Genomic DNA, 25,310 nt, shown 5'->3' with positions numbered 1-25,310 from the left:
CCCGCGGAGCGGGTACCACATCGCTGCGCGATGTGCAAGCGAACCACCGCGCTGCGCGCGGTGGTTGCGCTTCCGCTCCGCGGAAGCGCTGGTGACCCGCTGCGCGGGTCACGCACCTCCTGTGCTGCGCTTCGGAGGTGACGGTCCATCCGCTGCGCTCCCGGACCGGCGCAGGCTTCGCCTGCGCTTAGCAGGCCTTCGCTTCGCTTCGCCTGCTTGGGGCGAGTCCGCTGCGCTCCCTCGCCCAACGGTCCTTCCGGCTGCGCCTCCAGAACCGTTGGGCCCGCTGCCGCGGGCCGGGCTAGCTACGAGGGGTGGGGGGTCCCTCGTTCGTGTCGGGTTCTAGTGCAGTGGCTGCCTCAGATAGATGCAGCATGTACCGTTGGCGGAAATATGGGATACCTGGCAGTCGCTCGGGAATATCCCAAGTTCCGAGAGGATGGCCAGATGGCCGGTCACCGCGAATCTACCGGACCAGATCCCGCGCTGAGCAGCGATTCGATGCGCCGGGTGACGCAGTACCAGACGGCGGGTGTGAACGCCCGGTTGAGACTGTTCGCGCTCCTGGAGGCGCAGGGCGTGCCCGCGAGCGAGGCGGACGACCTGGAGGCCGGGGCGGTCGCGGGGGCGCAGGGCGAGGTGGTGGAGCTGGGCGGCATGGCGCCGGCTCCTCGGGGTGTGCTGTTCGCGGACGGCTGGGACGAAGGCGTGATGGCGGTGAGCGAGGCCCTGGAGGTATCGCGGGCCGGGGATGGCCACGGTGCGGCGGCCGGTGGGGTTCGTCCGGGAGTCCGTGCTGCCGCGCGCCTATCCGTGCATCATGGCGCGGCTCCGGGTGGGAGGTGCTGGGCGTGGTCGGCGGTCTGTGTGCGGCGCGGAGGGTGAACAGCGACGAGGACTGGATCCTCTGCATGCTCGGTGTCGGGCGCTACGACCCGGACGGCCGACCGCCCTTCAAGGACGGAAAGCCCGGCTGGCACAGGGCGGGTGCGTGGATCTGGAACGGCTCGGGTGCGGCCTGCATTCCGCACGCGGCCATCGAAGGACCACAGGAATAGGAATCGGGGAGGGCTTGGAAATGCTTTTGGTTCCGCTCAAGGAACACCAGGTCGACCAGAAATTGCGCTTTCGTGACTGGGTTGGATTTCCTGCAAGATCTTTTGTGCCTCCGGAGGGGGCGCGTGCCATGGGGGTGTCCGCGACCGGGTCCGGTAAGACGATCACCACCGCTGCGTGCGCTCTGGAGTACTTCCCGGGCGGGCGGATTCTGGTGATGGTGCCCACGCTGGACCTGATCGTGCAGAGTGCCCAGTCCTGGCGGCGGGTCGGGCACAGTGCGCCGATGGTCGCGGTCTGCTCGGTGGACAGGGACGAGGTCCTGGAGCAGCTCGGGGTGCGCACCACGACCAATCCGATCCAGCTCGCCCTGTGGGCCGGGACCGGGCCGGTGGTCGTGTTCGCTACGTACGCCTCTCTCGTGGACCGTGAGGACCCGGTCGATGTCTCTGGTCGTGGGACTGTTCCTGGGCCGTTGGAGTCGGCTCTGGCGGGCGGGGATCGGTTGTACGGGCAGCGGATGGCTCCGTTTGACCTGGCCATTCTGGATGAGGGGCACATGACGGCCGGGGATTTGGGGCGGCCGTGGGCGGCGATCCATGACAACAGCCGGATCCCTGTCGGCTTCCGGCTCTACCTGACCGCTACGCCGCGGATCCTCGCCGCGCCCCGGCCGCAGCGCGGGCGGGACGGGCGGGAGGTGGTGATCGCGTCGATGGAGGACGACTCCCGCACCTACGGCACCCGGATTTTCGATCTCGGTCTGGCGGAGGCGGTGGAACGCTCGATCCTCGCGGGGTTCGAAATCGACGTGCTGGAAATCCGCGACCCCGACCCGATTCTAGGGCTGTCGGAGGAGGCGCTGCGCGGCCGGCGTATGGCTTTGTTGCAGGCGGCGCTGCTGGAGCATGCGACGCAGCGGAATCTGCACACCACCATGGTGTTCCACCAGCGGGTCGAGGAAGCCGCAGCGTTCGCCGAGCAGATGCCGGCGACCGCCGCCGAGCTGTACGCCTCTGAGGCCTCCGCGGCGGCGCTGGCCGAGGCCGCGGAGCTACCCGCGTCGTCGATCGACGCAGAGCTGTACGAGCTCGAGGAAGGCCGTCACGTGCCGCCGGAGCGGGTGTGGGCGGACTGGCTGTGCGGGGACCATCCCATCGCGCACCGGCGTGAAGTAATCCACCAGTTCGCCAACGGCATCGACGCCGACAGCCGGCGGGTGCACCGGGCGTTCCTCTCCTCGGTACGCGCCCTCGGAGTCGGGGTCGACATCACCGGACTGCGCGGGGTCGAGGCCGTGTGCATCGTCGGCTCACGCAGCTCCCAGGTCGACATCGTCCAGAACATCGGACGCGCCCTGCGCCCGAATCCCGACCGCAGTGTGAAGACTGCGCGGATCATCATCCCCGTCTTCCTCCAGCCCGGGGAGGACCCGAAAGACATGGTCGCCTCGGCCAGCTACCAGCCCCTGGTCGACATCCTCCAGGCCCTGCGCTCGCACTCCGAACGCATGGTCGACCAGCTCGCCTCCAACGCCCTCACTCGCGGCAGCGCTGTACGGCGGCGCATCCACGTCCACCCCTCCCCCGCCACCGCGGCCGGTCCGGAGGACGGGGACATGCCCGCGGAGGCCGGCGAGGCGCAGCAGGAGGTCGACCGGGTCACCTCCATCGTGGTCAACTTCGCCTCCCCCCGCGACGCCGCCGACATCGCCGCCCTCACCCGCTGCCGCGTCATCCGCCCCCAGTCCTTCGTCTGGCTGGAGGGCTACCAGGCCTTGGTCCGGTGGCGTGCCGAGAACGGGATCACCGGCCTGTATGCCGTGCCTTATGACGTCGAGACCAAGGCCGGCACGACGAAGGCGTTTCCGCTGGGGCGATGGGTGCACCAGCAGCGGAAATCATTGCGGGCCGGAGAGCTCGATCCTCACCGCAAAGACCTCCTCGACGACGCCGGGATGGTGTGGGAACCCGGCGACGAAGCATGGGAGAAAAAGCTCGCCGCACTCCGCTCCTACCACCAGGCACACGGGCACCTCGCACCCCGACAAGACGCCCTCTGGGGCGAAGGCGCGGCAGACGGGGAGCAGCTAGCTGTCGGACAGCTCCTCGCCAACCTCCGCCGCAAGGGCGGGCTCGGGAAGGATGCGGAGCGGGCCACTGCGCGCGCGGAGCAGCTGGCGGAGATCGACCCGGACTGGAACTGCCCCTGGCCACTCGACTGGCAACGCCACCACCGCGTACTCGCGGACCTGGTCGACGCCGACGGACACCTGCCCCACATCGTCCCCGGCGTCACCTTCGACGGCGACGACATCGGACGATGGCTCAAGCGGCAGAAGAACCCAGGCACGTGGGCGCAGCTGTCGACCGATCAGCAGGAACGGCTGTCGAAGCTGGGCGTGGAACCTGCCCAGGCCCCGCCTCCCGCCCCGGTCGGCGCGCGTGCGACGAAGAAGGGCCCGAGCAAGGCACAGCAAGCCTTCCAACGCGGCCTCACAGCCCTAGCCCAGTACGTTGCCCGAGAGGGCGAGGCAACGGTGAAACGGACCCACCGAGAGAAGATCGTCATCGACGACCAGGAACACGACCTCGCCCTGGGGATCTGGTACGCCAACCAGAAACAACGCCGCGACAAACTCACGGCGGAGCAGCTCGATGCCCTCGCACAGCTGGGGGTGGACTGGGCCTGACCCGGACTTCAGATCCTGGCTGGTTTCCAGGCAGGACCTGACTCGGGTGGTCTTATCTTCAGCCCGTCTCATCGTCGATCAAGCCGTAGGGCGGTTCTGTCTCGTCTCGGCTGAAGCGGACGATGACGCGGTCCTCGATCAGCTCAGGTGGGCTGTTGTCAGCGACGATAACTGGGGCTTGATCGCGACGAATGCGGTCGGCTGGGGTGAGGTGGTCTCGGTCTGCTGAGCGTCTTTTGCGAAAACGCCCGCCAAGACGGTGAGCACGAGACCGTGGTGGAGTGACCCCTTACCCCGGCCTCCTGCGGATCGCGCCCCTGCAGGGGGAGACGACCTCGTCGCTGATCTGCCGCGTCGCCAGCCGCTACGGGTTGGAGGCGAAGGGGCTGCGGTCGTACTGGCAGTGGCTTAACCAGCAGCCCAAGCACGAGGGCGGCGCCTGCCGGGCTGACGCCGAGGTAGTGCTGAACGCTGCCGGACGGCGACTTCTGGCGAGCCTGTGCGGCATCGGGGAGGACGTGGCGGCACGGGCGTTGCCGTCCTGGGGAAAGCAGGACGCCAAGCTGCCTGCCGGAAAGGACAAAGTGCCGGCTGCGGTGTGGCGGACCGGCGGCGTAGTTGTTGGGCCGGTGGCGTTCGGCTGCGGGCTGTGTACGGCGCAGCGCACAGGAACAGCTGTGCGTGCGGTGCGATACGCCCCGCGGTGGGAACGGGTGTGTGTGCGGCACGGGCGGTGGCTCCTGGACGCGGACGCCGACCAGCCCCGTGAGTACCTGGACGTGCGGCGTCTGCCGGAGGTGGTGGCGGCGCAGCGGCGGTGGGCGTCGGTGGGGCGGCGGGCGGTGCGGGCCGGTGCGGAGCCGGCGCGGGTGTTCGCGCTGGCGCGGGCGGTGGTCGCCCGGTGGTGGGAGGGGGCCTATGGCTGGGAGCGGGAGACGGTCTGGCCGCGCCGGCTGCATCTGGTCGCGGGCGGAGATGCTGGGGGTGATCTGGAGTGGTGGCGGATCGTGGGGCGGGACGCGGTCGTCTTCCCGGAGGTGGTGGCGGTGGCCGGCGCTCTGCTGGACCCGGGCATGGCCGAGCTGGTGTGGGTGGACAGTGGTGCTGGGCGGCCGCGGCCGCTGCCGGCCGACGGGTTGTTCTGCCGCCGTCTCGGTGAGCGGGTGGGGCGGCCGTGGCTGGGGCCGCTGGTGGCGTCGGATCACGGTGGTCCGCTGATTGCGTGGATGGGCGGTGTCATCCGCCGGCGTCGCGGCGTCGGAGGGCCGCCCGGATACGACAACGACCCGTGGTGGCTGCGGCAGGAACACCAGGCCGCCACCATGGCCGGCCAGCTGCGGGTCCTGGGCAAAGAGAAGAAGGCACCCGGCTCAGGGACGATGTGGCGGGCTGCGGTGCCTGTTGAACAGCGCGCCCAGATCAGCAGCCTCGTCGACGGCGCTCAGGAGCAGCTGATCCAGCTGCGTGGGGCGCAGGCCGGTTCGAGTGCGGACGTGGCCCAGCGTCTGCTGCGCATTCTCGGTCACAGTGCCGACCTGATTGAGAAGGCTCTGCAGCACACAGTGGTGGCGGCTGTGAATGCGGGGGTGCCGCCCCAGGATGTGGCCCGGTGGGCGAAGCTGCCCCCTGGTCCTTTGGCCGACGCGCTCAAGTCGTATCAGGGCGCGGGCGACTGATAGGTGCTGGCGCTCGCCGGGAAGTGGGCGGTTCGCGCCAGGTCGCTTGGGCGTGCCTGGCATGTGGCCTCCTGCTACCGCATCACGTGGCGCCATGTGATCGGAATGCGTAAATAGCTCCGGCGGGCAGCCGGGCCGGTTTGGCTGGGCGGGTGAGCGGCGAGAATGCGGCGGTCAGGCCTGGCGGCAGGCCCGGGCCGGCGGACGTGAACATCGGGGCCGGGTTCGAAGCGGTCTTCATCGGCCCCGTCGGGCGGGCGGTGCAGCAGCGGTGGGTGGATGCCGCCGTGGCAGTGGCGTTCGAGGACCTTGATCCGGTGTCGGCGTTCCCGGTGGTCCCGGGGCGGCGGTGGGGGCCTGGCCTGTGGTGGTCGGCGACCACTAGGCGGCACGTGGCCGCGGGGTCGAACGCGATGCGTATCCAGCTGATGGTCCTGGACCGGGCCCCGGACGTGACCGGACTCGCGGGGCGGCCGGTGCGGCTGCTGTGGCGCGATGGAGGGGGACGGGTGCGGTCCTGGGTGCCGCAGCTGTTCGCCCGGTACCGCGACGGCACTGCCCTGCTGGCCGACTGCCCCAGCCGCCCCGATACCGGCGGTGAACGCGCCTTGGCCGCCGCGGAAGCAGTGAGCGCGGCGTGTGAGGAGGTCGGCTGGAGCTACCGGCGCCTGGCGCCGCTGGACGAGGTGCCGGCAGCGAATCTGAAGTGGCTGGCCGGCTACCGCCACCCGCGGCATCGGGGACGAACGGGGCTGCTGGAGGCGGTGGTGGACGAATTCGAGCGGCCGCGGCCGCTCGTTGAAGGGGTGGCAGCGGTCGGTGATCCGATCGAGGTGCTGCCCGTCGCCTTCCACGCTCTGTGGGCGGGACTGCTGGAGGCGGCGATCGATGTGACGCTGCACGAACGCGTCCTGGTCCATGCCCCTGCGTCCGGGGGCGGATCCGGATTGCCGGGCGCCAGGGACAGCAGCAGAGACGGCTTCAGGGCTGGTGCGGGAATCTGGGAGGCCGGGTGAGCGGGGTGCGGCGCCGTGGCCGGCCGGTGGTGGAGGTCGGGGCGCAGGTCCGTTTCCGCGGAGTGCGGTGGCAGGTCGTTGCCCTCTCCCGGCAGGGCTTCCACCTGGTCGACGAGGGCGGCGCGGACCAGGTGGTGCTCGCCGGGCACCTGTTCGCCGACCCGGGCTTCGCGGTCCTGGGTGCGGAGCCGGTGCAGGCAGTGCCGCAGTGGGGGCTGTTCGAGACCGCCCCTGTGGTTGCGCGGGAGAAGGCGATGGCCTGGCTGCGGCACATCAGGGAGGTCGAGTGCGGCTTGCCTGGCGGACCGGACAGCGGCGGGGTGATGCGGGACGAGTACGACCCGCAGAGGTGGACGCTGGCCGAGCGCGAACGCGCCAAAGCCGCTGAGCTGACGGCGCTGGGCTTTGCGCGGGTGTCGGACAGGACGGTGCAGAAGATGCGGCTGGCGTACCGCAAACAGGGGCTGTGGGGGCTGGTGGACCGCCGCTCCACACGGGGGCGAAGCGGCGGCAGACGGCAGGACGAGCGGGTCGTGGCCGCGGTCAGGGAGGTACTGCGCGGGCAGCGGGGGCGCTCCAAGGGCACCGTGAAGGGGCTGATGCCGCTAGTCGCACAGCTCCTGGACGAGCGGTACAAGGGCGCCGTGACGATGCCGTCGCGGGCCACGTTCTACCGCCTCGTCCATGAGATCGCCCACCCCGCAGATCATCCGGCCATCCGGGTACGGACGGTGCCGGTCACCGACGACGGACGCGGATTCACTCCGACCGTGGCACTGCGGCCCGGGGAGCAGGTCCAGATCGACACCACCCGCCTGGACGTCCTCGCACGGTTCGACGACGGCAGCGTGGGCCGGCCAGAACTCACGATCGCTGTCGACGTCGCCACCAGGGCGATCCTGGCGGGGGTGCTGTGCCCCGCCGGAACTCAGGCGGTTGACGCCGCTCTGCTGCTGGCGGAGATGGCGGTGCCGCATCCGGCACGCCCGGGGTGGCCTGACGTGCTGCGCTTCGCACACAGCGCGGTCCTGCCGGCCGAGCGTCTGCTTTCTTTGGACGAACGTCTTCGCGGGGCAGCCGCACGGCCGGTCGTGGTACCCGAGACCGTGGTGGTGGACCGGGGGAAGGTGTTCCTGTCGAAGGCGTTCACGGGCGCCTGCGAAGCACTCGGGATCAGCGTGCAGGCCGCCCCGCCGTTCGCCCCCACAGCCAAAGGCATCGTGGAGCGGACCTTCGGGTCGATCAACACCCTGTTCTGCCAGCACCTGCCCGGCTACACCGGCTCCGACGTCACTCGCCGCGGCAAAGACGCGGCACGCGAAGCCTGTTACAGCGTCGCCCAGCTGCAAGAGCTGCTGGATGAGTGGGTCGTGCACTATCACCACCGCCCGCACCAGGGCCTGCGGCATCCCCTGCTGCCGAAGATCGCGCTGTCCCCGAACCAGATGTGGGCGGCCCTGGTCGCGGCCGCCGGATACGTGCCCGTACCGCTGACCGGCAATGACTACCTGGAGCTGCTGCCTGTGCGGTGGCAGGCCATCACCGAGCACGGCATCCGTCTGCACCACCGCACCTACGACCACGACCTGCTCGGCCCGCACCGCGGGCAGCCCTCCAGCGTGGCAGGCCGCGGCGGTAAATGGGAGATCCACTACAACCCCCACGATGCCCGCCAAGTCTGGATCCGCCTACCCGACGGCCTGCTCACCGAGATCCCGTGGATCCACCGGGACCACACCCACCAGCCATTCAACGACCGCATCTGGCAATACCTGCGCACCATCACCGCTCAGCAGACCGGACAGGACGCCGAACGGGCCGAAGCCGCTCTCGCCGAAGCCCTCGACGCTCTGATGCGCCGCGCCCGGGCAGGACAGGCCACCGCCCAGGAGCAGCACCTCCTCAACCGCACCACCACCGCCCGCACTCCCCCACCACGCCGTTCCCAGAGCCGGCACCACGCACCCCGACCACAGCCGGGGGCAGCGGGCGCGGGCGAGGACAACCTCGACGGCCTCGACCAAGACCAGGAAACAGACGGCCTCACGCCAGACGAACCCGTGCAGGACCCGGCCGGGCCGGTGAACGGGTACGGGCTCTACGACGCCGAGGAAGAAGCTCTCAAGTGGTGACCAGCCCCCGCCCGCGCGCAGAAGGCACTCCATCCACAGCGCACGAAAGGCCCGCCCGAACAGAGCACGGCATGAGCGCCCCAGACGACGACGGGCCAACCGGCACGGCATGGCCGGTGACGACCTGGCAGGGCTGGCAGCACTTCGCCACCACCCCTCCCCCACAACCACCAGCCCCCGGAGACCCCCGACGAAGCGCGGAAGAACGCCTCGCCTACCACTCCGCCTTCGTCACGGTACGAACCCCGGCCATCGACACCCTCACCAACAACGTGCGCACACTGATGATCCTGGGACAGCACCAGCAGACCACCGCACGGCCATCGCTGATCGTCACCGGGCCGGCAGCAGCCGGAAAGACCACCGCCCTCCTGCATACCGGGCGCACCTGCCACCTCGCCCACACCCGACAGCACCCGCCACCGGGCCCTGGCATGCGCGCACCGGTGCCCGTCGCATACGTGCTGGTCCCGCCGGCGGCGAGCGCGAAAGCCCTCGCGACCGAGTTCGCCCGCTACCTCGGCATCCCCGTGACCGGACGGATGACCCAGGCCCAGATCACCGACGCCGTCTGCCACACCTACAACCACACCGGCGTCCGCCTCATCCTCATCGACGAGATCCACCGGCTCAACCCCCGCACCACCACCGGCGCGGAAACCGCCGACCTCCTCAAAGACCTCACCGAACGCATCCGCGCGACCTTCGTGTACGCGGGCATCGACGTCACTACCACTGCCCTGTTCTCCGGCGTACGCGGAGCCCAACTCGCCGGGCGGGCCTCCCTGGTGGAATGCGGCGCCTTCCCCGCACGCCTCGGGAAACACGAACCCTTCCGCGAACTCATCACCGGCGTAGAAGCAGCACTCGATCTACGGGCACACCAGCCCGGCACACTCCCCCGCCACGCCGCCTACCTCCACCAGCGCACCGCAGGACGCATCGGATCCCTCACCCGCCTGATCCGCCAAGCAGCCATCACCGCCATCTACAACGGCACCGAACGCATCACCAAAACCAGCCTCGAAACGATCCGCCTGGACCACCTCGCCGAAACCCACCACCGCCCCACCCCCAACCGGCCCACCACACCCCGCCGCTAACCCCCGGGACGTCCGACGACCACACAGCACGCAACGCTGTGAACAGGGAAAACACACACCAGGTCTTTAGAAGACAGGACCACACGAGAGACACGAGAAAACTCTCAACGAAAACGAGAGAACCCCACATCAGCAAGCCGCCAGCCCCGCAAGACCACGCTCACACAGTCTCAACCAAACCGGGAAACCCCCAGCACAAGACACCACCTACACCGCAACTACACCCCCACGAAACGACATCGCATGACGAACGTCTGGTCGAGCAGCTCGCTTCCCGGGCACTCACGAGCGGGAAGCGCACGGTCCACGTCCAGCGCGACGAGGACGGGCGAATCGTCGGGGACGGCGGCGGGAGCGACGGCGAGGACCAGGAGGGCAACGGCACCGGCGCCGCCGCCGAATCGGCGCTGCTGCACTTCTCCACCCCGCGCGACGCGGCGACGATCGCCGCCTTCCTGCGGACCCGGGTCTACCGGCCGGAGTCGCTGGTGTGGCTGGAGGGTTACCAGGCCCTGATCCGCTGGCGGGCGGAGAACAACGTCACCGGTGTCCACGCCGTGCCCTACGACGTCGAGGTCGAGGTCGGGGCGACGAAGGCGTTCCCGCTGGGCCGATGGGTCCACCAGCAGCGGAAATCCCTGCGTGCCGGGGAACTCGATCCGCACCGCAAGGAGCTCCTGGACACCCCGGAGGCCGGGATGGTCTGGGAGCCCGGCGAGGAAGCCTGGGAGAACAAGCTCGCCGCGCTCCGCTCCTACCGGCAGGCCACCGGCCACCTCGCACCGAGGCAGGACGCCGTGTGGGGCGAGAGCGAAGCCGAGGGCCTGGTGCCGATCGGGCAGCACCTCGCCAACCTCCGGCGCAAGGGCGGGCTGGGCAAGGACCCGGACCGGGCCGAGAAGCGGGCGCAGCAGCTGACGGAGATCGACCCGGACTGGAACTGCTCATGGTCGCTGAACTGGCAGCGCCACTACCGGGTGCTCGCCGACCTCGTCGACGCCGACGGGGCGCTCCCGTACATCGCCCCCGGTGTGTACATGGACGGTGATGACATCGGCGCCTGGCGGTGGAAGCAACAGAACGCCGGCGTCCAGGCCCAGCTGACGCCCGAACAGCGCGAACGCCTCGCCAGGCTCGGCATCCCGATCGCCGAACCGCCCTCTCCGCCCCCTACGGCGAAGGGGCCGGGCAAGACCCCGAGCAAGACGCAAGTGGCGTTCCAGCGGGGCCTGACAGCCCTGGAGCAGTGGGTGGAGCAGGAAGGCGCCGACCGGCCCGTACCGCGCGGGGCGGTCATCGAGGTCACCGTCGACGGCGAAGCCGAACCCGTACCCGTGCGGCTCGGCGTATGGCTATCGAACACGAAATCGAGAAGGGACCGGCTGAAGGCCGACCAGCTCGCCGCCCTCGCCGCGCTGGGCATGAAATGGGCCGGACCGCCACCGGCCATCGCGGCCGCCCCGGAGCCGCCCGCCGCCCTACAGCCTGCACCGTCGGCGGCCCCGGCGAAACGGGCAGTACGCGAACACCACGAAGAGAGCGACGGAGAGCTGTACGAAGGCGGTACGTGCACCTGCGACCTCATCGAGCGGTTCGGACCGCCCTCCGAACACGAGAGCTACTGAGGTTGAACTCGTGATGTCGTCGCCGGTTTTCGAGGGTTGATCGTCAGCCCTTTCTTGGTGAGGCAGCCGTCTATGAGGTGGCTGCGGTGCTGGATGTGGCGCAGGCCGCGGCAGATGTGCTGCATGAGGTGTTCGGGGGTGGTGAAGGCGACGTTGGAGAGCCGGCCGCGCCGCAGGAGGGACCAGTTGCCTGCGACGGGGTTGAGGTCAGGTGCGTGGGGCGGGAGGTAGTAGATGGTCAGCCAGTCCCGGATCGCGGCGAACTCCCGTATTCCTGCGGCCTTGTGGATGTTGAGGTTGTCCCGGACGAGGACGATCGGGCCGCCGAGCTGGGTGGCGGCGGTGAGTAGATCGCGGTAGTCGCGCCGGGAGAAGTTCTTGCGTCCGTCGCGGTTGCTGTCGTCGCGGCGGGGCCGGTAGATCAGTCGTGACCGGTGGCCGGGTGTGTAGCAGGTCAGCGCGGCGATGGAGATACGTCTGCGGGAGCGGCCGCGGACGCGCACCACCGGGGTGCGGCCTTGCTGGGACCAGGTCTTCGCGTGCGGCGGCGTTATGGAGGAGCCGGCTTCGTCCTCGAGGACGAGCCAGCCTCCACTCACCGCCGCGAGTCTTCCGCGCAGGGCCAGGCTCCTTGGCCCAGCCGGCGACTGCCTCGCCGTCCCTCTCCGGGGCCCGGCGGGCGGGGGCCTGGCACGACCAGCCGTTGCGGGCGAGGAGCTTGCGCACGCCTTGGACGGTGTAGGTCATGTGGAAGCGTCGGCCGATCACCGTCTTGATCCGGACCACCGTCCAACGCCGGTCCTCCCAGCCGTGGGCGGCCGGCCCTTTGGCGAGGTCCCGCTCCAGTTCGATGAACTGCTCGTCGCTCAGCCGGGGCAGCGATGCCGGGCCGCTGGAGTTCAGGGCCTGCGATCCGCCCGGCCCAAGCCCGGCGCCGGCGCTGTACCGAGCGGACGCTGACCCGCAACTCCTTGGCGACAGCCGCGTTGGTCTCACCGCGCGCAGACCGCTCGGCCGCCTCCAGGCGTAACCGTTCCCGGAACTCCCGACGCTCGGCGGTCAGCCCGCCCCCGTGTGGATACCGCATCCCACGGTGATACCGCACGGAACGGCCCCCGGTCAGCCGAACGCGACATCACGAGTTCAGCCTCAGTAGGTACAGTCTGCGCCGGGTGCAAGAAGAGACCGAGGCAGCTGAAGAAGCAGTTCGCGGACGCGGAGGATACGGCCCTGGCCACTCAGAACGACGTGGTGGAGGAGGCTCTGGAAGGGGTGCGAGCCGACACCGTGCAACGACTGGCCGACCTGGACGAGGAACTGGAGAGAATCAACGAGGGACTCGCCCAGGAGAAGCAGCTGAGACAAGCCGAACGGGTCCAGCTGCGAATGGAGTTGCGGGAGAAGTCCAGCCGCTCGGCCAGGGACTCGGTGAGGCCCCTCTCCTCCCGCAGCTTCTTGTGCTCCGCAGGAGCCGGAAGATCATTCCGCTCGACTTGTTCCACCGGCGTATCGACGGCGCTGAACGGTTCGTTCTCCTGCACACAGACGGCACATCTGGAGGGCACCCTGCTGCGATCGCAGATCGAACACGCCTTCAAACCCGCATGCACCCGCATGCACCCGCACATTGATCACGCATCGAAAGATTGTCCCGCTCGGGCGTGGCGGGACGGACCGGCGATGACTTCCGCTTCTCAGGCCGGGTGGGACCGGGACGCTGTACGGAACAGCAGTGCCGCCCCGGCGACAGTGGTGAGGGCCCCGGCGGCCAGGAAGCCCCCGCGGGCCTTCCAGGAGAGGACCGACCAGCTGGACTGGGCGGAGAGCAGGGAACCGGTGCTGAGCCAGGAGCCCGCGGAGAGGAGGCACTGGGCCGAGCCGACGGAACCGATCGACAGAACGGAGCCGACCGAGCCGACCGAGAGGACGGAGCCCACCGAGCCGATCGACAGGACCGATCCCAGGGAGCCGACGGACAGCACGGAGTCGTGGGACCAACGGGAGAGGACGGAGCCTGTGGCGGAGACGCGGTTCCGGTGTGGCATGAGGGCGGCAGGCAGGGTCATGAGGGCATCCTGACAGGTGATGGCCGAAGCCGTGGGCGGGCCGAGGCCGAGTTGTCGTGGCTCCCCGTTCCCGCCCCGAGGGGAGACGTCTTTTACGGAGTCGACCGGCGCGCTACCGGAAGCACGGGAGTTGGCTACTGAGGTTGAACTCGTGATGTCGCTGGGTTGCTCAGGTGGGTCTGATGGTCAGGCCGGTCTCGGCGAGGCAGCCGTCTATGAGGTGGCTGCGGTATTGGATGTGGCGTAGGCCGTGTCGGATGCGCTGGACGAGGTGTTCGGGGGTGGAGAAGGCGACGTTGGAGAGCCAGCCGCGTCGTAAGAGGGACCAGATCCCTTCGACGGGGTTGAGGTCGGGTGCGTAGGGCGGCAGGTAGTAGATCGTCAGCCAGTCCCGGGAGGCGGCGAACTCCCGCAGCCCGGCGGCTTTGTGGACGTTCAGGTTGTCCCAGATGAGCACGATCGGCCCGCCGAGCTGCTGGTGGGCGGCGATCAGCAGGTCCCGGTAGTCGCGCCAGGAGAAGCTCTTGCGACTGTCGCGTCGGTCGTCGTCCCGGCGTGGCCGGTAGATCAGCCGGGACCGGTGGCCGGGCTTGTAGCAGGTCAGCGCGGCGATGGAGATGCGTCTGCGGGAACGGCCGCGGACACGCACCACCGGGGTCCGGCCGCGCTGGGCCCAGGTCCTGGCCTGCGGCGGCGTCATGGAGAAACCGGCTTCGTCCTCGAAGACGAGCCAGGCTCCACGGGCCGCCGCGAGTCTTCCGCGCACGGCCACACCTCCTTGACCCACCCGGCCACCGCCTCGTCGTCCCGCTCGATGGCGCGTCGGGCCGGGACCTGACAGGACCAGCCGTTGCGCACCAGGAGCTTGCGCACGCCCTGGATCGTGTAGGTCAGGTGGAAGCGTCGGCCGATCACCGTCTTCACACGGCTCAGGGTCCAGCGCTGGTCTTCCCAGCCATGCGCGGCCGGTCCCTTGGCCAGCTCCGCCTCCAACTGGGCGAACTGCTTCTCGCTCAGCCTCGGCAGCGATGCCGGGCCCTGTGACCGCAGAGCCCGCGGCCCGCCCTCGTCCCACATCCGCCGCCACCGCTGCACCGAGCGGACGCTGACCCGCAGGTCCCTGGCGATCACCGAGCTCGCCTCGCCCTGGGCGAACCTCTCGGCAGCCTTCAGTCGTAACTCCTCGCGGAACTGCTGCCGCTCGGCGGTCAGCCCGCCCCCTTGTGGATACCGCATGCCCCGGTGATACCGCACCGGCGAGGAGCCGTCAGCCCCTACGACACCACAAGTTCAACCTCAGTAAGTAGCGTCAGCGGTGCGAGGGAAACCTGATGTGCGCTTCGCCCGAGTGCAGGCTGGTGTAGTCGGTCGTAGCCGACGTGGATAATTCGGAAGGTGAGGAACACATGTCCTTTCAGGCGTATCTGGACAACATCGAGGACAAGACGGGTCTGACGCCCCGCCAATTCATCGAGCTGGCGAAGGAGCGCGGTTTCGAGGGCCCGGATCTGAAAGCGGGACCGGTTCTGGAATGGCTGAAGACCGACTACGAACTCGGCCGGGGTCATGGAATGGCGCTGGTGCACGTCTTCAAGAACGGTGCCAAGATCTCCGCGAAGCACGTCGGTTCGGGTGGGACGCACCACGACGACTCCGACACCCTGTGGCTCGAGGGCAAGAACAACCGCCCCTGAGCGGGGAGCTCCGTCGGCGGACGGCCGCCCTTCCGGTGAGGGGTGGCCGTCCGCCGTGCCGGTTCAGTCTCCGGTCGTGGCGAGGACGCGTTCGGGCTGCGGGGACGGCGGTGGCCCGGCGAGGGCCGGGACGGCGGCCACCGAGCGAGCCAGTGCGGCGGCCGGCAGGGAAAGCAGTACGGCGCTCATGACCGCGGCGATGAACCACCCGGAGGCGTTGTTCGCGGCGGCGAAGGCGGCTGCCGTCGGCGCGATACCACCGAGGACGGCACTGGTGACGGCGTTGGGGAGGCCGACGCCCAGGGCGCGGACCTCTGCGGGGAAGATCTCGGTGAGGAGCTTGGGCAGGACTGTGGTGGCGCAGACCAGGTACATGATGCCCGAGCCGTAGGTGAACACCAGGCTCGCGAACGTACCGCTCATGGTGAGGTAGGAGACCGAGCCCGTCACGGTGAAGACGAGGCTCGTGGCCGTGAGGAAACGGGCGGCGCCGAACCGGTCGGCGAGCAGGCCGAGCGGCACGTTGAGCACCATGAAGAAGGCCGTGACGGCGACGACCACCCAGAACATGGTCCCCGGTTCGGAGAGGCGGCTGCCCAGGGCGGGGACGACCGCGGTCCAGGTGCCGCCGACGGCGCCGGTGCCGGCCACGAAGAGGACGGCGACCAGGACGTTGCGCCGGTGTGCGACGAGGACCTGGCGCAGGGAGCCGCGGTCCCGGCGGTTTCGGACCTCGCGCTTGAACACCTCGGTCTCGGCGAGCTGGGAACGTTGCCGATTTCGATACCCGCGGCTGAGGACCGGAGTGCATCCGCCAGGGAGAAGGTCGAATCGACCGCAGAGACTTGCAGCGGAACGCACTCTGACTCGGCCGTAACCGCCTGTACCTCCATCGAGGAACGCACTGATCCGGACCCCGCCTCGCGTGCTCCAGGTCGGGCAGAACGCCAAGCGGGATCGCTGTGCACGATCTCCAATCCGGGAGAGTGGCGTTTTGAGCGCCTGAGCGCCTGCCTGCGGGAGATGACGGTGAAATTCACTCTCCGCAGTGAGCAGCAAGAGGTACTGAGTTCGGCAGTCCTCTACGTAAGTTCCAGCGCAACCCTCAACGCCCGGTCGGGGAACTGGAACGAGGAGTTCCTGGTCGAGGCGACTCAGTTCTCCGGTCGGGTGGCGAGTGTCAACGTTGCTGCGGACGTCACCTGCACATCTAAGTGCACGACGACTCAGAGCTCACCCTGGACCGGGGTGAGGGCGCTCACTGACGGCCAGGTCGCGTCCGGCACCGTGACGTACCGCGACGCTCCCGCAGCGGGGTCGGAAGACCGTACGAAGGTCGGCTACACCCTGAAGATCACTCAGACAGGAACAACCCCCACCAAGCCTACTGTCACCTGGTCAAACCCACGCGAAATTCGCTGCGACTCTGCCACCACCGGCGGAGGCAACATCAGCACCGGCTGCGCTCTCCCGAGCATCACACCCGAACTGGAACTCCCTCTGAGCACCTACGGCGCGGCTGCTGCCACATACACGTGGGCGCAGTGGAACCTGCCTGACAAGTGGGGACTCTACAGCGGAAAGCCATTGACCCGCGCCCTCGACGGAAACGCTCGCAGGGAACGTACATGCGGCAGTAAGAGCTCGATCCCGTTCGTCGCCAAGCCCGATGTCGTCCCCAGTGATTCCTGCGACGAGTTCCCGTTCGCGTCAACTCAGGAGGGCGGGACCGACGGCGGGCGCTGCGCGGAAATCGTCGCGCTCCTCGAAAACGGAACCTGGAACGTCTACGAGGCCGACCCTGCGCGTCCGGTCACCAAAACAGAGCCCTGTGTCCGAGGCCATGTCCCGCAGGACGTCAACTCCCTGGCTGGAACTGCCTACAGTAACCTCATCCAGAACCAGCGGATGGTCAACAAGGATCCCTTCCGCATGAAGGTTCCTGACGCGTGAACCCGCAGCGCCCGGTGGCCACGCGCAATCTCGCGGCCACCGGGCGCCGCTGACCCAACTGGAGGGGTGGCAGCCGTGCCGGCTACCTGGGACATCGAAGAATACGGCGATTTCTGCTTGACGCTCTCCCGGAATCTCAACCCTGAACAGGTCCTCACGGCTTTCGGCGCCGATCCGGGCGAAGCGCGTCTCATGTCTGCTTCACAAAGCGAATCAGAGATCGGGGTGAGTGAAACAAGCGCGCTGCTGCGCGCCGGGGATATCGGTACATGGTCTTTCTGTATCGAAATCGCGAACCCGATCGGATTCGCCGACCTCATCCTCAAGAGCCTTTGCGGCGATTCGGAGGCTTTCGCCCTCAGTCGCTCGGGTCATTCCATGACAACGTTCAAATACGCCCAGGACGGGCGGCTCTCTGAGTCGTTCGAACCCCGCAACCCGCAGACGGTCCGAGGCGACAGCCACCACGCTTTCTTCCAGCGGATCCAGAACACGTCATCTGGCACGAGCGCGGCCATGGCATCTTTGCAGGTAATTTCTGAGCACATCGGAGCGGAGATCTCTCCCTCCCTTCTCAACGGCCCCCTGCTCACAGCGAATCTCGAGACTGTGGACCGCGCCCTCCTGGCCCGCCCTGTCCCAGGCTTCCACTCACCGACCCGGCACGGCACCCGAAGCGTCCTGGGCCGCCGCCTGGGAACAATCGGGTAGGAAGTCCTCTTCCGCGGCGAACGATGAGAGGGACGACGGGAGTAGTGTCGCCACCGCCTCCCCGGTGTCCTTCAATGAGCTGCCGCCAACCTGAATTCGCATGTCAAAGGGCTGGTGTGGTCGGTCCTCAGAGTGCTCGTGCTGGTCGTGGGCGGGAGCCCATCGAGAAGATCGTCTGACAGAGGTCGGGATTGTCTCCGAAACGGAGTCAGGGGCGGCGCTGTGGGCGTGCACCTGAGCTGGCGGCGCAGTCCGCTGCTGGCCGGCGCATGACATCCTGGCCCGGTGCTCCTGAACGATCTCTCCAGCAGTGTCGACCTCCGCCCAGTGCGCTATCAGTTCGCCACTGTTCGGGGCGACTCGTACGACGACAATTGGCTGGTTATTGAGGGCACGGTGGCGACTCCTGAGGGAAAGTGGTCCTTCGCCGATCCGTGTCTGCTCACCGATGAGGCCCGCCAGGTGTCCGCGTGGCTGCGCGCGGTGGCCGCAGGGACGGTGGACGTCACCGAACCTGATGCCGAAGGCGAGCTGTCGCCGGACACGTGGTTCATCGAGCCGGTCGTGGCATTCAGCCTCGTCCATCGAATCGAGAGCGGGACCGCGGTGATCCGCGTTCATCTGTCTCTGGAGGCGGCACCTCCGTGGCAACAGGGCGATGATGGGGCTGACATCTACCAGTACGTCGTGGAGGTCAGGGTGGACACCGCAACGCTGCTGCACGCGGCTGACGAGTGGGACCGCTCTCTGGCTTCCCTCCCATCCCGCTGATCCAGCCACGCGGCACTCCCCGGACAACCGATTTCCGCTGCTGGGGTCGGGTGCCCCTCTGCGATCCGGTGCATGCTGGATCCCGAACTGCTGGAACGGATCACCGCGCGGCGCGCGCAACTGGACGAACTCGAAGAGCAGCTGGCCAACCAGCTGGCGGAAGTGCGAGCCGAGCGGGACGAACTCGCAGTCGCCGAGCGCGTCCTTGAACGGATGAGCGGGCAGCTCGCCGAGGAACGCGCCTCCGTCGGTCCGATGCCGGGGCAGGTGGGTGGCCGGGCGGTGATGCTGATTCCGCACCGTGAATCGGGCGTGGAGGAGGACTCGCTGCCTTGAGGCTATCAGCGCATCCCCGCCGCCGTGCGGCAGGCCGCCGGACCGGTCATGGCCCGCGAGGTCGGGGAGGCGGTGGGGGTGGACATCAGCGTAAAGTCCAAGCTGGAACCGCTACGCGGCAAGCTGGTCAGACTCGTCGATCGCGGCTGGCTCCGCAAGCTGCCCGATGGCCGGTTCGCCACCCGCCTGTGATCAGGAAAGCCACTAGGACTTGTCCGGCCGATCATGTTCGGAGCCAGATGAAACCGGTCCGGCCCCGGGCAGGACCGGCCACGGCGACTTCAGCACCTGTCTGGCCCTGGTCGGGACCGGGTCACCAGCACGACCGCGGGTCCTGTACGTGCTCTGGCGAGTGCCGGTCCTCTCCCCTGCCCAGGCCGGTCCGAACCAGGAAGCCGGGGTTTGCGTCCCACGGCGGGGCAGCGATGTGCACCCTTTGGGCGCCGGGGATGCCCACCTCGACGAGGCCCCCGTCGCGGAAAATCCACAGACCGAACAGGTCGTCGTCCTCGTCGTGGAGCATGACCTGCACGCAGGCGGGCTCGTTCCACGGCAGCGGCTCCAGGTCCTTGAGCACGCCGCGGCGCCGGTTCCACCGCTCGAACTCGATGCGCCAGCCCCCTACGAACCAGGGGATCTGCACGAAGCACCCGTGCCAGGTGCGGGCCTCGTCCGGCCGCGTCAGCGGCTCCATCACCTCGTCCTCGTACCGCGCCAACACGATGACCTGCGCCATTCTGCTCGTGCCCAGATGTGACACCGTGCCGGGTACCGAGGGTAATCGATTTGGGACCCGGAGCCGTCGGGGCTCCTTCCGTACGCGGAGTCCGCCGCATAGGACTTGTCCGGTCGGTCATGTTCGGAGCCAGATGGTGAGGGCCGCCGCAGTAGCTGTGCCGAGGTACTGCGAATCTGCGGGACGCGGAGAGCCTGGACAGCGTCGTAGCGGACGCTCAGCCGCGGGTCGTGATCAACGCGTCCAGCGGCCGGGCCGACTGGGCGATCACCGCCGATGGCCCGGTCCAGCTCGCACTCGTCACGGCGAAGCGCGAGACACCCCTGGTCCACGTATCCACCGACGCGGTCTTCTCCGGTGCCGGCACCGCCCGCTACGACGAGTCCTGCCTCCCGGACCCCGTCACCCCGTACGGGGCGGCCAAAGCCGCAGCGGAGACCGGGATCATCGCAATACATCCGAAAGCCGTCGTCGCCCGAACGTCCCTGATCATCGGACACGGGCTCTCCGTGCACGAACGCCTGGTACACGAACTCGCCGCAGGGACCACCGACGGTGCGCTGTACACCGACGACATCCGCTGCCCAGTCCACGTCTCGGACCTGGCGGCCGCGCTGCTGGAGCTCGCCGACGGCAGTGCGGCAGGCATCCACCACGTCAGCGGACCCGACGCCCTGAGCCGTCACCAGCTCGGCGTGCTCATCGCCGAGCGCGACGGACTCGACGCCTCTCGCCTTCCCACAGGGCTGCGCGCCGACAGCACCACCCCGGGGGCCCTCGACATCCGTCTCGACAGCCAGGCGACCCAACGGCATCTGCGCACCCGACTCCGCGGCGCCCGGGAGTTCCTGGGCAGCGCGACCGCCGTTCAACGGAAGGGGTAACCCCCGCCCGTGCGATCCGGATCCGGCGGACTGGATGCCGCCGTCTCCGGCAGCGCAGTGCTGGTATGTGGGGGTGGGGTGCCACCAAGCTGCGCTGGGACCAAACCGCGGGAGACCGTGAGCTGGAGGTGTATGCCGGGCGATGCTCAGCCGACGACGACGAAGATCGAGGTGTCTTTGCGCCACCACGGTATGCCTTGTTTGCCGTGCCAGTTGTCGTACCAGCCGTCGAGCGCCTCGATCAGCTCCGACAGCTCGTACCGGGGGTCGGGGTCGATCCGGTCCAGCGCCTCCCGGTATGCGCGAACGGCGGGCCCGGCCTTCTGCATCGGCCAGACTCCGATCTCGGGTGAGCCCTCCGGGGGCCGGGGGATGTGGAACGGGATTTCGGACGGCGGGCCGCTGAAGATGTACGGAGTGGGCAGCAGGCCTGGCTCAACACCGGCCGTGCCGAGCTCTCTGTCCAGCATGGTGTAGAGGGTGATCGGGCCGCTGTAGCTCGCCAGACCGTGATCCCTCTCGGGCCAGGCCCTTTCGTTTGAATCAGCCCCGCCCAGTGCCGTGCTGTAATTCTGCGAGAGGTGCTGGGGGCACCAGTGACAGGTGAGGGGGCGGGGCGTGGCTGCGCGGGGTGGACGTGCTGTGGGGCTGCTTGTGATGGCGGCGATCCTGGCGGTGGGCGGTTGCGAGGGTGACAGCCGGACCGCCGTCGGAGTCAGTAGCGAGCAAGCCGCCGTGGTCAAGGAGGTCGCGCGGGATTACCAGCAGGCATCGGTGGATCAGGACTATGAGGCCGCATGCGAGGCCCGTACCAAACGGCTCCTGCGGAGCTGGGACGCCGACACCATCGCCGAGTGTGTCGAAATCACCTCTGCGCCCCGGGTCGGTGACTACAGGGACGCGCGCGTGAGCACCGGTGAGCCGATCAAGCTCCCGGCCTTTGGTCCGCATCCGTCGGGGATCGGACTACGAGTGACCGTGAGGTCCACCTTGGGCGGCCTGGTGAAGCACACCGCTCTCCGGCTCGTACCTGGGGAGCGGGACGGTTGGCTCGCGGACCAGACGGCCAACCTTGTAGATGAGACGGACACAGGGGCCGTGCAGGCCGCGCTCGAAGGCAGGCTGTAGGGCGAGAACGCCGGGATCTGCTCGCGGCAGCACGCATCCGGCGTCGGGGAACATCGTTGGCGCTGAGATTGATCTTGACCTGCGGGCAAGCCGACTCTCGTCGGAGTCACCTTGAGATCGCAGGTCCCTGGCTTACTAGGACTTGTCCGGCCGATCATGTGCGGAGCCAGACCGCGACGGCCGCCGCGGTGGCGGTGCCGAGGAAGACGTAGCCGCGCTTGTCGTAGCGAGTGGCGACCGCCCGGAACTGCTTCATGCGGTTGATTGCCCGCTCGACGGTGTTGCGCTTCTTGTAGCGGTCCTCGTCGAAGCCAGGCGGCCGTCCACCGCGTGCGCCTTTGCGCAGGCGGGCGGCCTGGCTGTCACTCTTGTCCGGAATCGTGTGGCGGACGCCCCGGCGACGCAGGTACTCGTGGACGGGGCCGTTGCCGTGGGCCCTGTCGGCCGCAAGGCTGTCGGGCTTCTTGCGTGGTCGCCCCAGGCCCGGTCTGGGGACTCGGATCTTCTCCAGCACCGCGATGAACTGGGTGCAGTCAGCTTGCTGACCTGGTGTGACGATCAGGGACAGCGGGCGGCAGCGGCCGTCCGCGCTCAGGTGAAGCTTGCTGGTGAACCCGCCGCGCGAGCGGCCCAGACTCTCGCCTCCAGCACCACCTCCACCAGGCGGGCGTGCAGATTCTGCCACGGCGCTTCGTCCTGATGTTCCGGCTCCTCGGCCCCCTTTGAGCCAGGTGCCAGCGGTGGGTCGTTGCGAGCGCCCGCAGCATGCTGATGTGCCCGCACGATGGTGGAGTCGACCGAGATGTCCCAGTCGATCTGGCCTGCTGCATCGGCTGCGGCCTGGAGCTGATGAAGGAGACGTTCCCAAGTACCGTCCGCCGACCACAGGCGGTTGCGTTCATAGACGGTCTTCCACGGACCGAACCGTTCGGGCAGGTCACGCCACTGCACTCCGGTTCGCACCCGGTGCAGGATCCCGTTGATCACCTGCCGGTGATCCCGCCACCTGCCGCAGCGCCGGTTGCTGACCGGCAGGAACGGCCGCAGCCGTTCCCACTCGGCATCACTCAGATCACCCCGCACCATGCTCCATTCAACGGCTGGAGCACGCTGGCCGTCACGTGGCCGGCACGACACCTTCGCGCAGGGCGTTCTTCGGCCTGGAAAGAAGGATTCGGCGGGTCGGCAGGTCGATTTCCGTAACGACGACGGTGATCTCCTCTCCGGCCTCCAAGTCCTCCACCGGATTCACTGCGGGCCGGCCGTCGATCTCTCTGGAGGGGACCAGTCCGGCGATCCCGTCTCCGAGGTCGACGAAGACGCCGATGGGAACTGTTTTCTCCACCGTCCCGCGGATTTCCTGGCCCACCGGCGTGCGGTCGGCGAAAGCCCGCATGGGGTCGGGCTCCATCGCCTTCAAGGACAGTCTGGCCTCCAGGTTGTAGGTGTCGAACTGGAGGAACTCGCACGAGACCCGCTGGCCTACGTGAACGACATCGGTGATGGCGTCGATGTGCCGCCAGGACAGTTCGGGGACCACGACGAACCCGACCCCGGGGAAGAGGGGATGGGCAGGTCCGTCGTCCAGGGCCACGAAGACCCCGAACCGCTCGATCCCCGCAACGGTGCCAGACAAGATGTCGCCGCGGTGCAAGGTCTCCAAAAATGCCCAGAGTTCCGGGCTCTCCGACTGCCAGTCCATACCGTCACCCTGGCACACGACATCGCGGGCCGATTATGACCTCGACAGACTGAAGCCCCGCTGTGCCCCAGCAACCGGAACCATGATCGGCCGGACAAGCCCTAGGCACGGCCTGGTCCTGCTCCTGGTCGTGCTGCTCCCGCCGACGGCTCACACCCCGGACTCGTTCTGAAATGATCAGTTATTGAAGCCGCAGTGCTCACGTTTCTAGAAGTGCCGTGTGTCTGGGCCTTGGGTCGGCTGAAGTTTCCTGTCTACGAGCGGTAGGTGGGCAAAGTGAGGGTGTCGGCCGGTGGGACGAGGAAGCGTGCCAGGAGTGTACTGGCTGGTTTGGTGGTTGCCGTGCGCAGGACGGTGTTGAGGAGTGCGATGCCGGCCCTGGTGCGGGGCAGGGCTGCGCGCGGGGTTCCCGGCGGTAGCTTCTGTGCGCGTGCGGTGTAAGGGCGCAGGGTGCTCTCGTAGGCGGTGAAGGCGGCGTGGTGGTCGGCGCGGTGGGCGAGTTCTCCGGCCAGGATGTAGGCGCCGGTCAGGGCGAGGCTGGTGCCCATGCCGCTGAGGGGTGAGGCGCAGTAGGCCGCGTCGCCGACTGCGGCGATCCTTCCCATGAACCAGCGGGGCATGTGGACTTGGCCGACGGACTCGAAGAAGAAGTCGCTGGCGTTGTCCATCTCGGTGAGAATTCGGGGCACTTCCCAGGCGAGGCCGCCGAAGACTCGATGCAGCAGTTGTTTCTGGTCGGTGGTGGCCAGCCTTTCATCGTCTTGAGCGGGTGTGAGGTAGGAGAGTGCGGCCCGGGTGGTGCCGAGGTTGTCGGGGCGCAGGGTGATCGACCGGTGGCGGGGGGCGTTGTGCCAGCGTGCCCAGCGGCCGTCGGCGGGCTGGTGGGGGATGGTGAAGTACGCCGTGCGGAGTCCGAGGCCCTTGATCCGGGTGTTGGTGAAGACGAGGTCACGGGTGCGGGAGCGGATGCCGTCGGCGGCGATGACGTAGTCGAAGGAGCGCTCGCCGGCGTTCTTGAGTGTGGCGTGGACCTGGGGCCCCTCGTCTTTCAGGGAGGTGATTTCGTCGCCGAAGAGGTATTCGGTGTCGTTGCGGGTGTGGTCGTAGAGCAGATTGGAGAGGAGCGGGCGGAGAATCTCTAGCTCGGCGACGGGCCCACGGCCGCCGAAAGCGTCCGCCGGGAGAGCGGCTCTGGTTCGGTTCCGGTCGTCGACGAACCGGATGCCAGCCTCACGGGTCGCCACGTCACGGGCGGCTGCTTCCAGGCCCATGCGGCGGATTACGTCGAGCCCCTCGACGCAACCCCCTCGCGCGGCAGTGCCTACCGCACGCTCGCAGACGTCCTCGGCTGCCCGGGCCGCTCCTACGCGCAGTGGGCCCGCGACCACGCCTCCGACTTCACCCGGACCGCCGGACCCGGGCATGACTGATCGGCGCGCTCCACCCGGCGGCCCGTAGCCCACTGTCACCACCCGGCCCAGGGCCGGAGCCTCAGTCGGGCTGCGTCTCCAGGCGAGCGACGACGCGGCTCGAGATCCTGGTGAGCGTGTTCAGCTCGTCCTGCGTCAGGGCATCGATGAACAGTCGGCGGACGTGTTCGACGTGAAGGGGCGCTGCGCCCTCGATCGCCCGATATCCGGCGGGGGTGGCGACGACGAAAGAACCGCGTCCGTCGTCGGGGCACTCCTCCTTGGTGACAAGGCCGCGCTTCGCCATCCGCCCCACCTGGTGGGACATGCGGCTCTTCTCCCACTCCACCAGCTTGGTGAGGTCCATGAAGCGCATGCGCCCGCCGGCCTCGGTGAGCTTCACCAGCACGATGAAGTCGGCCGGGGACATGCTGGAGTCTGCCTGGACGTAGCGGGAAAGACGTCCGATGAGCTTCTCCTGCATGCGGATGAAACCGTCCCAGGCGGCCTGCTGCTCCGGGGTCAGCCAGCGCGGTGTTGCGTCCATGGACCAAGCGTATCGAGGGCATCGGCACGTCCTCCACACCGCTGACGCGGCCGGCGCCTGCGGTTACCCAGAA

Annotated in this window: 22 protein-coding genes and 4 pseudogenes; 16 read left to right on the top strand and 10 right to left on the bottom strand. The window is 68.5% G+C overall.

From position 1 onward, the window contains the following. Positions 1-510: 510 nt before the first annotated feature. The 8 genes and pseudogenes from WQO_RS36265 to WQO_RS33605 all read left to right on the top strand — a co-directional run. Complete coding sequence (locus tag WQO_RS36265; protein ID WP_162493211.1) at positions 511-885, top strand: hypothetical protein; 375 nt, start codon at positions 511-513, stop codon at positions 883-885. Then, positions 882-1,058: a hypothetical protein gene (locus tag WQO_RS36260; RefSeq protein ID WP_162493206.1), complete on the top strand. Its 177-nt coding sequence runs from the start codon at positions 882-884 to the stop codon at positions 1,056-1,058. The genes WQO_RS36265 and WQO_RS36260 overlap by 4 nt, the downstream gene beginning before the upstream one ends. A 20-nt stretch (positions 1,059-1,078) precedes the next feature. Then, positions 1,079-3,748, top strand: coding sequence for a DEAD/DEAH box helicase (locus tag WQO_RS33640; protein ID WP_079055624.1), 2,670 nt, complete (start codon positions 1,079-1,081; stop codon positions 3,746-3,748). A 281-nt stretch (positions 3,749-4,029) separates the two neighbouring features. After that, positions 4,030-5,424, top strand: a complete 1,395-nt coding sequence (locus WQO_RS33630) for a TniQ family protein (protein WP_010056710.1) — start codon at positions 4,030-4,032, stop codon at positions 5,422-5,424. 206 nt (positions 5,425-5,630) lie between these two features. Continuing rightward, positions 5,631-6,440, top strand: coding sequence for a TnsA-like heteromeric transposase endonuclease subunit (locus WQO_RS33625; protein WP_010056711.1), 810 nt, complete (start codon positions 5,631-5,633; stop codon positions 6,438-6,440). After that, positions 6,437-8,572, top strand: coding sequence for a Mu transposase C-terminal domain-containing protein (locus WQO_RS33620; protein WP_010056712.1), 2,136 nt, complete (start codon positions 6,437-6,439; stop codon positions 8,570-8,572). Before WQO_RS33625 ends, WQO_RS33620 begins: the two co-directional genes overlap by 4 nt. Positions 8,573-8,643: 71 nt before the next feature. Continuing rightward, positions 8,644-9,675, top strand: a complete 1,032-nt coding sequence (locus WQO_RS33615) for a TniB family NTP-binding protein (RefSeq protein ID WP_193407253.1) — start codon at positions 8,644-8,646, stop codon at positions 9,673-9,675. Positions 9,676-9,914: 239 nt separating this feature from the next. Next, a pseudogene (locus WQO_RS33605) lies at positions 9,915-11,300 on the top strand (helicase associated domain-containing protein); the annotation flags it as partial. Here WQO_RS33605 and WQO_RS37495 read toward each other — a convergent pair. The 3 genes and pseudogenes from WQO_RS37495 to WQO_RS37490 form a co-directional block, all read right to left on the bottom strand. After that, positions 11,294-12,387: pseudogene (locus WQO_RS37495) on the bottom strand (IS630 family transposase). The pseudogenes WQO_RS33605 and WQO_RS37495 sit on opposite strands and share 7 nt — an antisense overlap. Before the next feature lie 607 nt (positions 12,388-12,994). Further along, positions 12,995-13,366, bottom strand: coding sequence for a hypothetical protein (locus WQO_RS33585; protein WP_010056721.1), 372 nt, complete (start codon positions 13,364-13,366; stop codon positions 12,995-12,997). A gap of 169 nt (positions 13,367-13,535) precedes the next feature. Next, positions 13,536-14,602, bottom strand: a protein-coding gene (locus WQO_RS37490) for an IS630 family transposase (RefSeq protein ID WP_470433552.1) whose coding sequence is annotated in 2 segments (ribosomal slippage) — positions 13,536-14,156 and positions 14,159-14,602 — 1,065 coding nt in all. Because the reading frame shifts where the segments join, the coding sequence is not laid out codon by codon here. A 170-nt stretch (positions 14,603-14,772) separates the two neighbouring features. On the opposite strand from WQO_RS37490, the gene WQO_RS33570 reads away from it, so the two are divergent. Further along, complete coding sequence (locus tag WQO_RS33570) at positions 14,773-15,060, top strand: DUF4287 domain-containing protein (RefSeq protein ID WP_010062564.1); 288 nt, start codon at positions 14,773-14,775, stop codon at positions 15,058-15,060. A gap of 63 nt (positions 15,061-15,123) precedes the next feature. Here WQO_RS33570 and WQO_RS33565 read toward each other — a convergent pair whose 3' ends face one another. After that, entirely contained in the window at positions 15,124-15,807 is a 684-nt protein-coding gene (locus WQO_RS33565) for an MFS transporter (protein WP_010062563.1), read from the bottom strand. A 282-nt stretch (positions 15,808-16,089) separates the two neighbouring features. Between WQO_RS33565 and WQO_RS36065 the strand changes: the two genes are divergently transcribed. The 4 genes from WQO_RS36065 (at position 16,090) to WQO_RS37050 (ending at position 18,831) form a co-directional block, all read left to right on the top strand. Beyond that, positions 16,090-17,013, top strand: coding sequence for a NucA/NucB deoxyribonuclease domain-containing protein (locus WQO_RS36065; RefSeq protein ID WP_148660136.1), 924 nt, complete (start codon positions 16,090-16,092; stop codon positions 17,011-17,013). A 75-nt stretch (positions 17,014-17,088) separates the two neighbouring features. After that, complete coding sequence (locus WQO_RS33560; RefSeq protein ID WP_010062562.1) at positions 17,089-17,724, top strand: DUF6461 domain-containing protein; 636 nt, start codon at positions 17,089-17,091, stop codon at positions 17,722-17,724. Positions 17,725-18,009: 285 nt separating this feature from the next. After that, positions 18,010-18,495, top strand: coding sequence for a WapI family immunity protein (locus WQO_RS33555; protein WP_010062559.1), 486 nt, complete (start codon positions 18,010-18,012; stop codon positions 18,493-18,495). Between the two features lie 72 nt (positions 18,496-18,567). Then, a complete protein-coding gene (locus WQO_RS37050) occupies positions 18,568-18,831 on the top strand; it encodes a hypothetical protein (RefSeq protein ID WP_029182488.1) in 264 nt (87 codons plus the stop codon). Positions 18,832-19,144: 313 nt separating this feature from the next. Here the strand turns inward: WQO_RS37050 and WQO_RS33545 are convergent, their stop codons facing one another. Beyond that, positions 19,145-19,567: a hypothetical protein gene (locus tag WQO_RS33545; RefSeq protein ID WP_010062558.1), complete on the bottom strand. Its 423-nt coding sequence runs from the start codon at positions 19,565-19,567 to the stop codon at positions 19,145-19,147. 173 nt (positions 19,568-19,740) lie between these two features. On the opposite strand from WQO_RS33545, the pseudogene WQO_RS33540 reads away from it, so the two are divergent. Beyond that, positions 19,741-20,451: pseudogene (locus WQO_RS33540) on the top strand (SDR family oxidoreductase); the annotation flags it as partial. A gap of 13 nt (positions 20,452-20,464) precedes the next feature. Continuing rightward, a pseudogene (locus WQO_RS37045) lies at positions 20,465-20,597 on the top strand (HNH endonuclease); the annotation flags it as partial. On the opposite strand, the gene WQO_RS37485 reads toward WQO_RS37045, so the two are convergent. Continuing rightward, complete coding sequence (locus tag WQO_RS37485; protein WP_470433561.1) at positions 20,598-21,194, bottom strand: DUF7691 family protein; 597 nt, start codon at positions 21,192-21,194, stop codon at positions 20,598-20,600. It abuts the pseudogene before it with no gap. Here WQO_RS37485 and WQO_RS33530 point away from each other — a divergent pair. Next, on the top strand, positions 21,109-21,579 hold the full coding sequence (locus tag WQO_RS33530) for a hypothetical protein (protein WP_148660135.1): 471 nt from the start codon (positions 21,109-21,111) through the stop codon (positions 21,577-21,579). The two genes, WQO_RS37485 and WQO_RS33530, sit on opposite strands and share 86 nt — an antisense overlap. A 154-nt stretch (positions 21,580-21,733) precedes the next feature. On the opposite strand, the gene WQO_RS35465 is transcribed toward WQO_RS33530, so the two are convergent. The 4 genes from WQO_RS35465 to WQO_RS33505 form a co-directional block, all read right to left on the bottom strand. After that, positions 21,734-22,665, bottom strand: a protein-coding gene (locus tag WQO_RS35465) for an IS5 family transposase (RefSeq protein WP_418082122.1) whose coding sequence is annotated in 2 segments (ribosomal slippage) — positions 21,734-22,288 and positions 22,291-22,665 — 930 coding nt in all. Because the reading frame shifts where the segments join, the coding sequence is not laid out codon by codon here. Between the two features lie 31 nt (positions 22,666-22,696). Then, a complete protein-coding gene (locus WQO_RS33515; protein ID WP_010062551.1) occupies positions 22,697-23,281 on the bottom strand; it encodes a S1 RNA-binding domain-containing protein in 585 nt (194 codons plus the stop codon). 254 nt (positions 23,282-23,535) lie between these two features. After that, entirely contained in the window at positions 23,536-24,705 is a 1,170-nt protein-coding gene (locus WQO_RS33510; protein ID WP_079055622.1) for an FAD-dependent monooxygenase, read from the bottom strand. Positions 24,706-24,772: 67 nt separating this feature from the next. Then, a complete protein-coding gene (locus WQO_RS33505) occupies positions 24,773-25,237 on the bottom strand; it encodes a MarR family winged helix-turn-helix transcriptional regulator (protein ID WP_010062549.1) in 465 nt (154 codons plus the stop codon). Positions 25,238-25,310: the final 73 nt, after the last annotated feature.

It is taken from the genome of Streptomyces globisporus C-1027 (assembly GCF_000261345.2).
GTDB lineage: Bacteria > Actinomycetota > Actinomycetes > Streptomycetales > Streptomycetaceae > Streptomyces > Streptomyces pakalii.
Note: the sequence above shows the minus strand (reverse complement) of the source record. Positions and strands in the feature narration are given on the sequence as shown.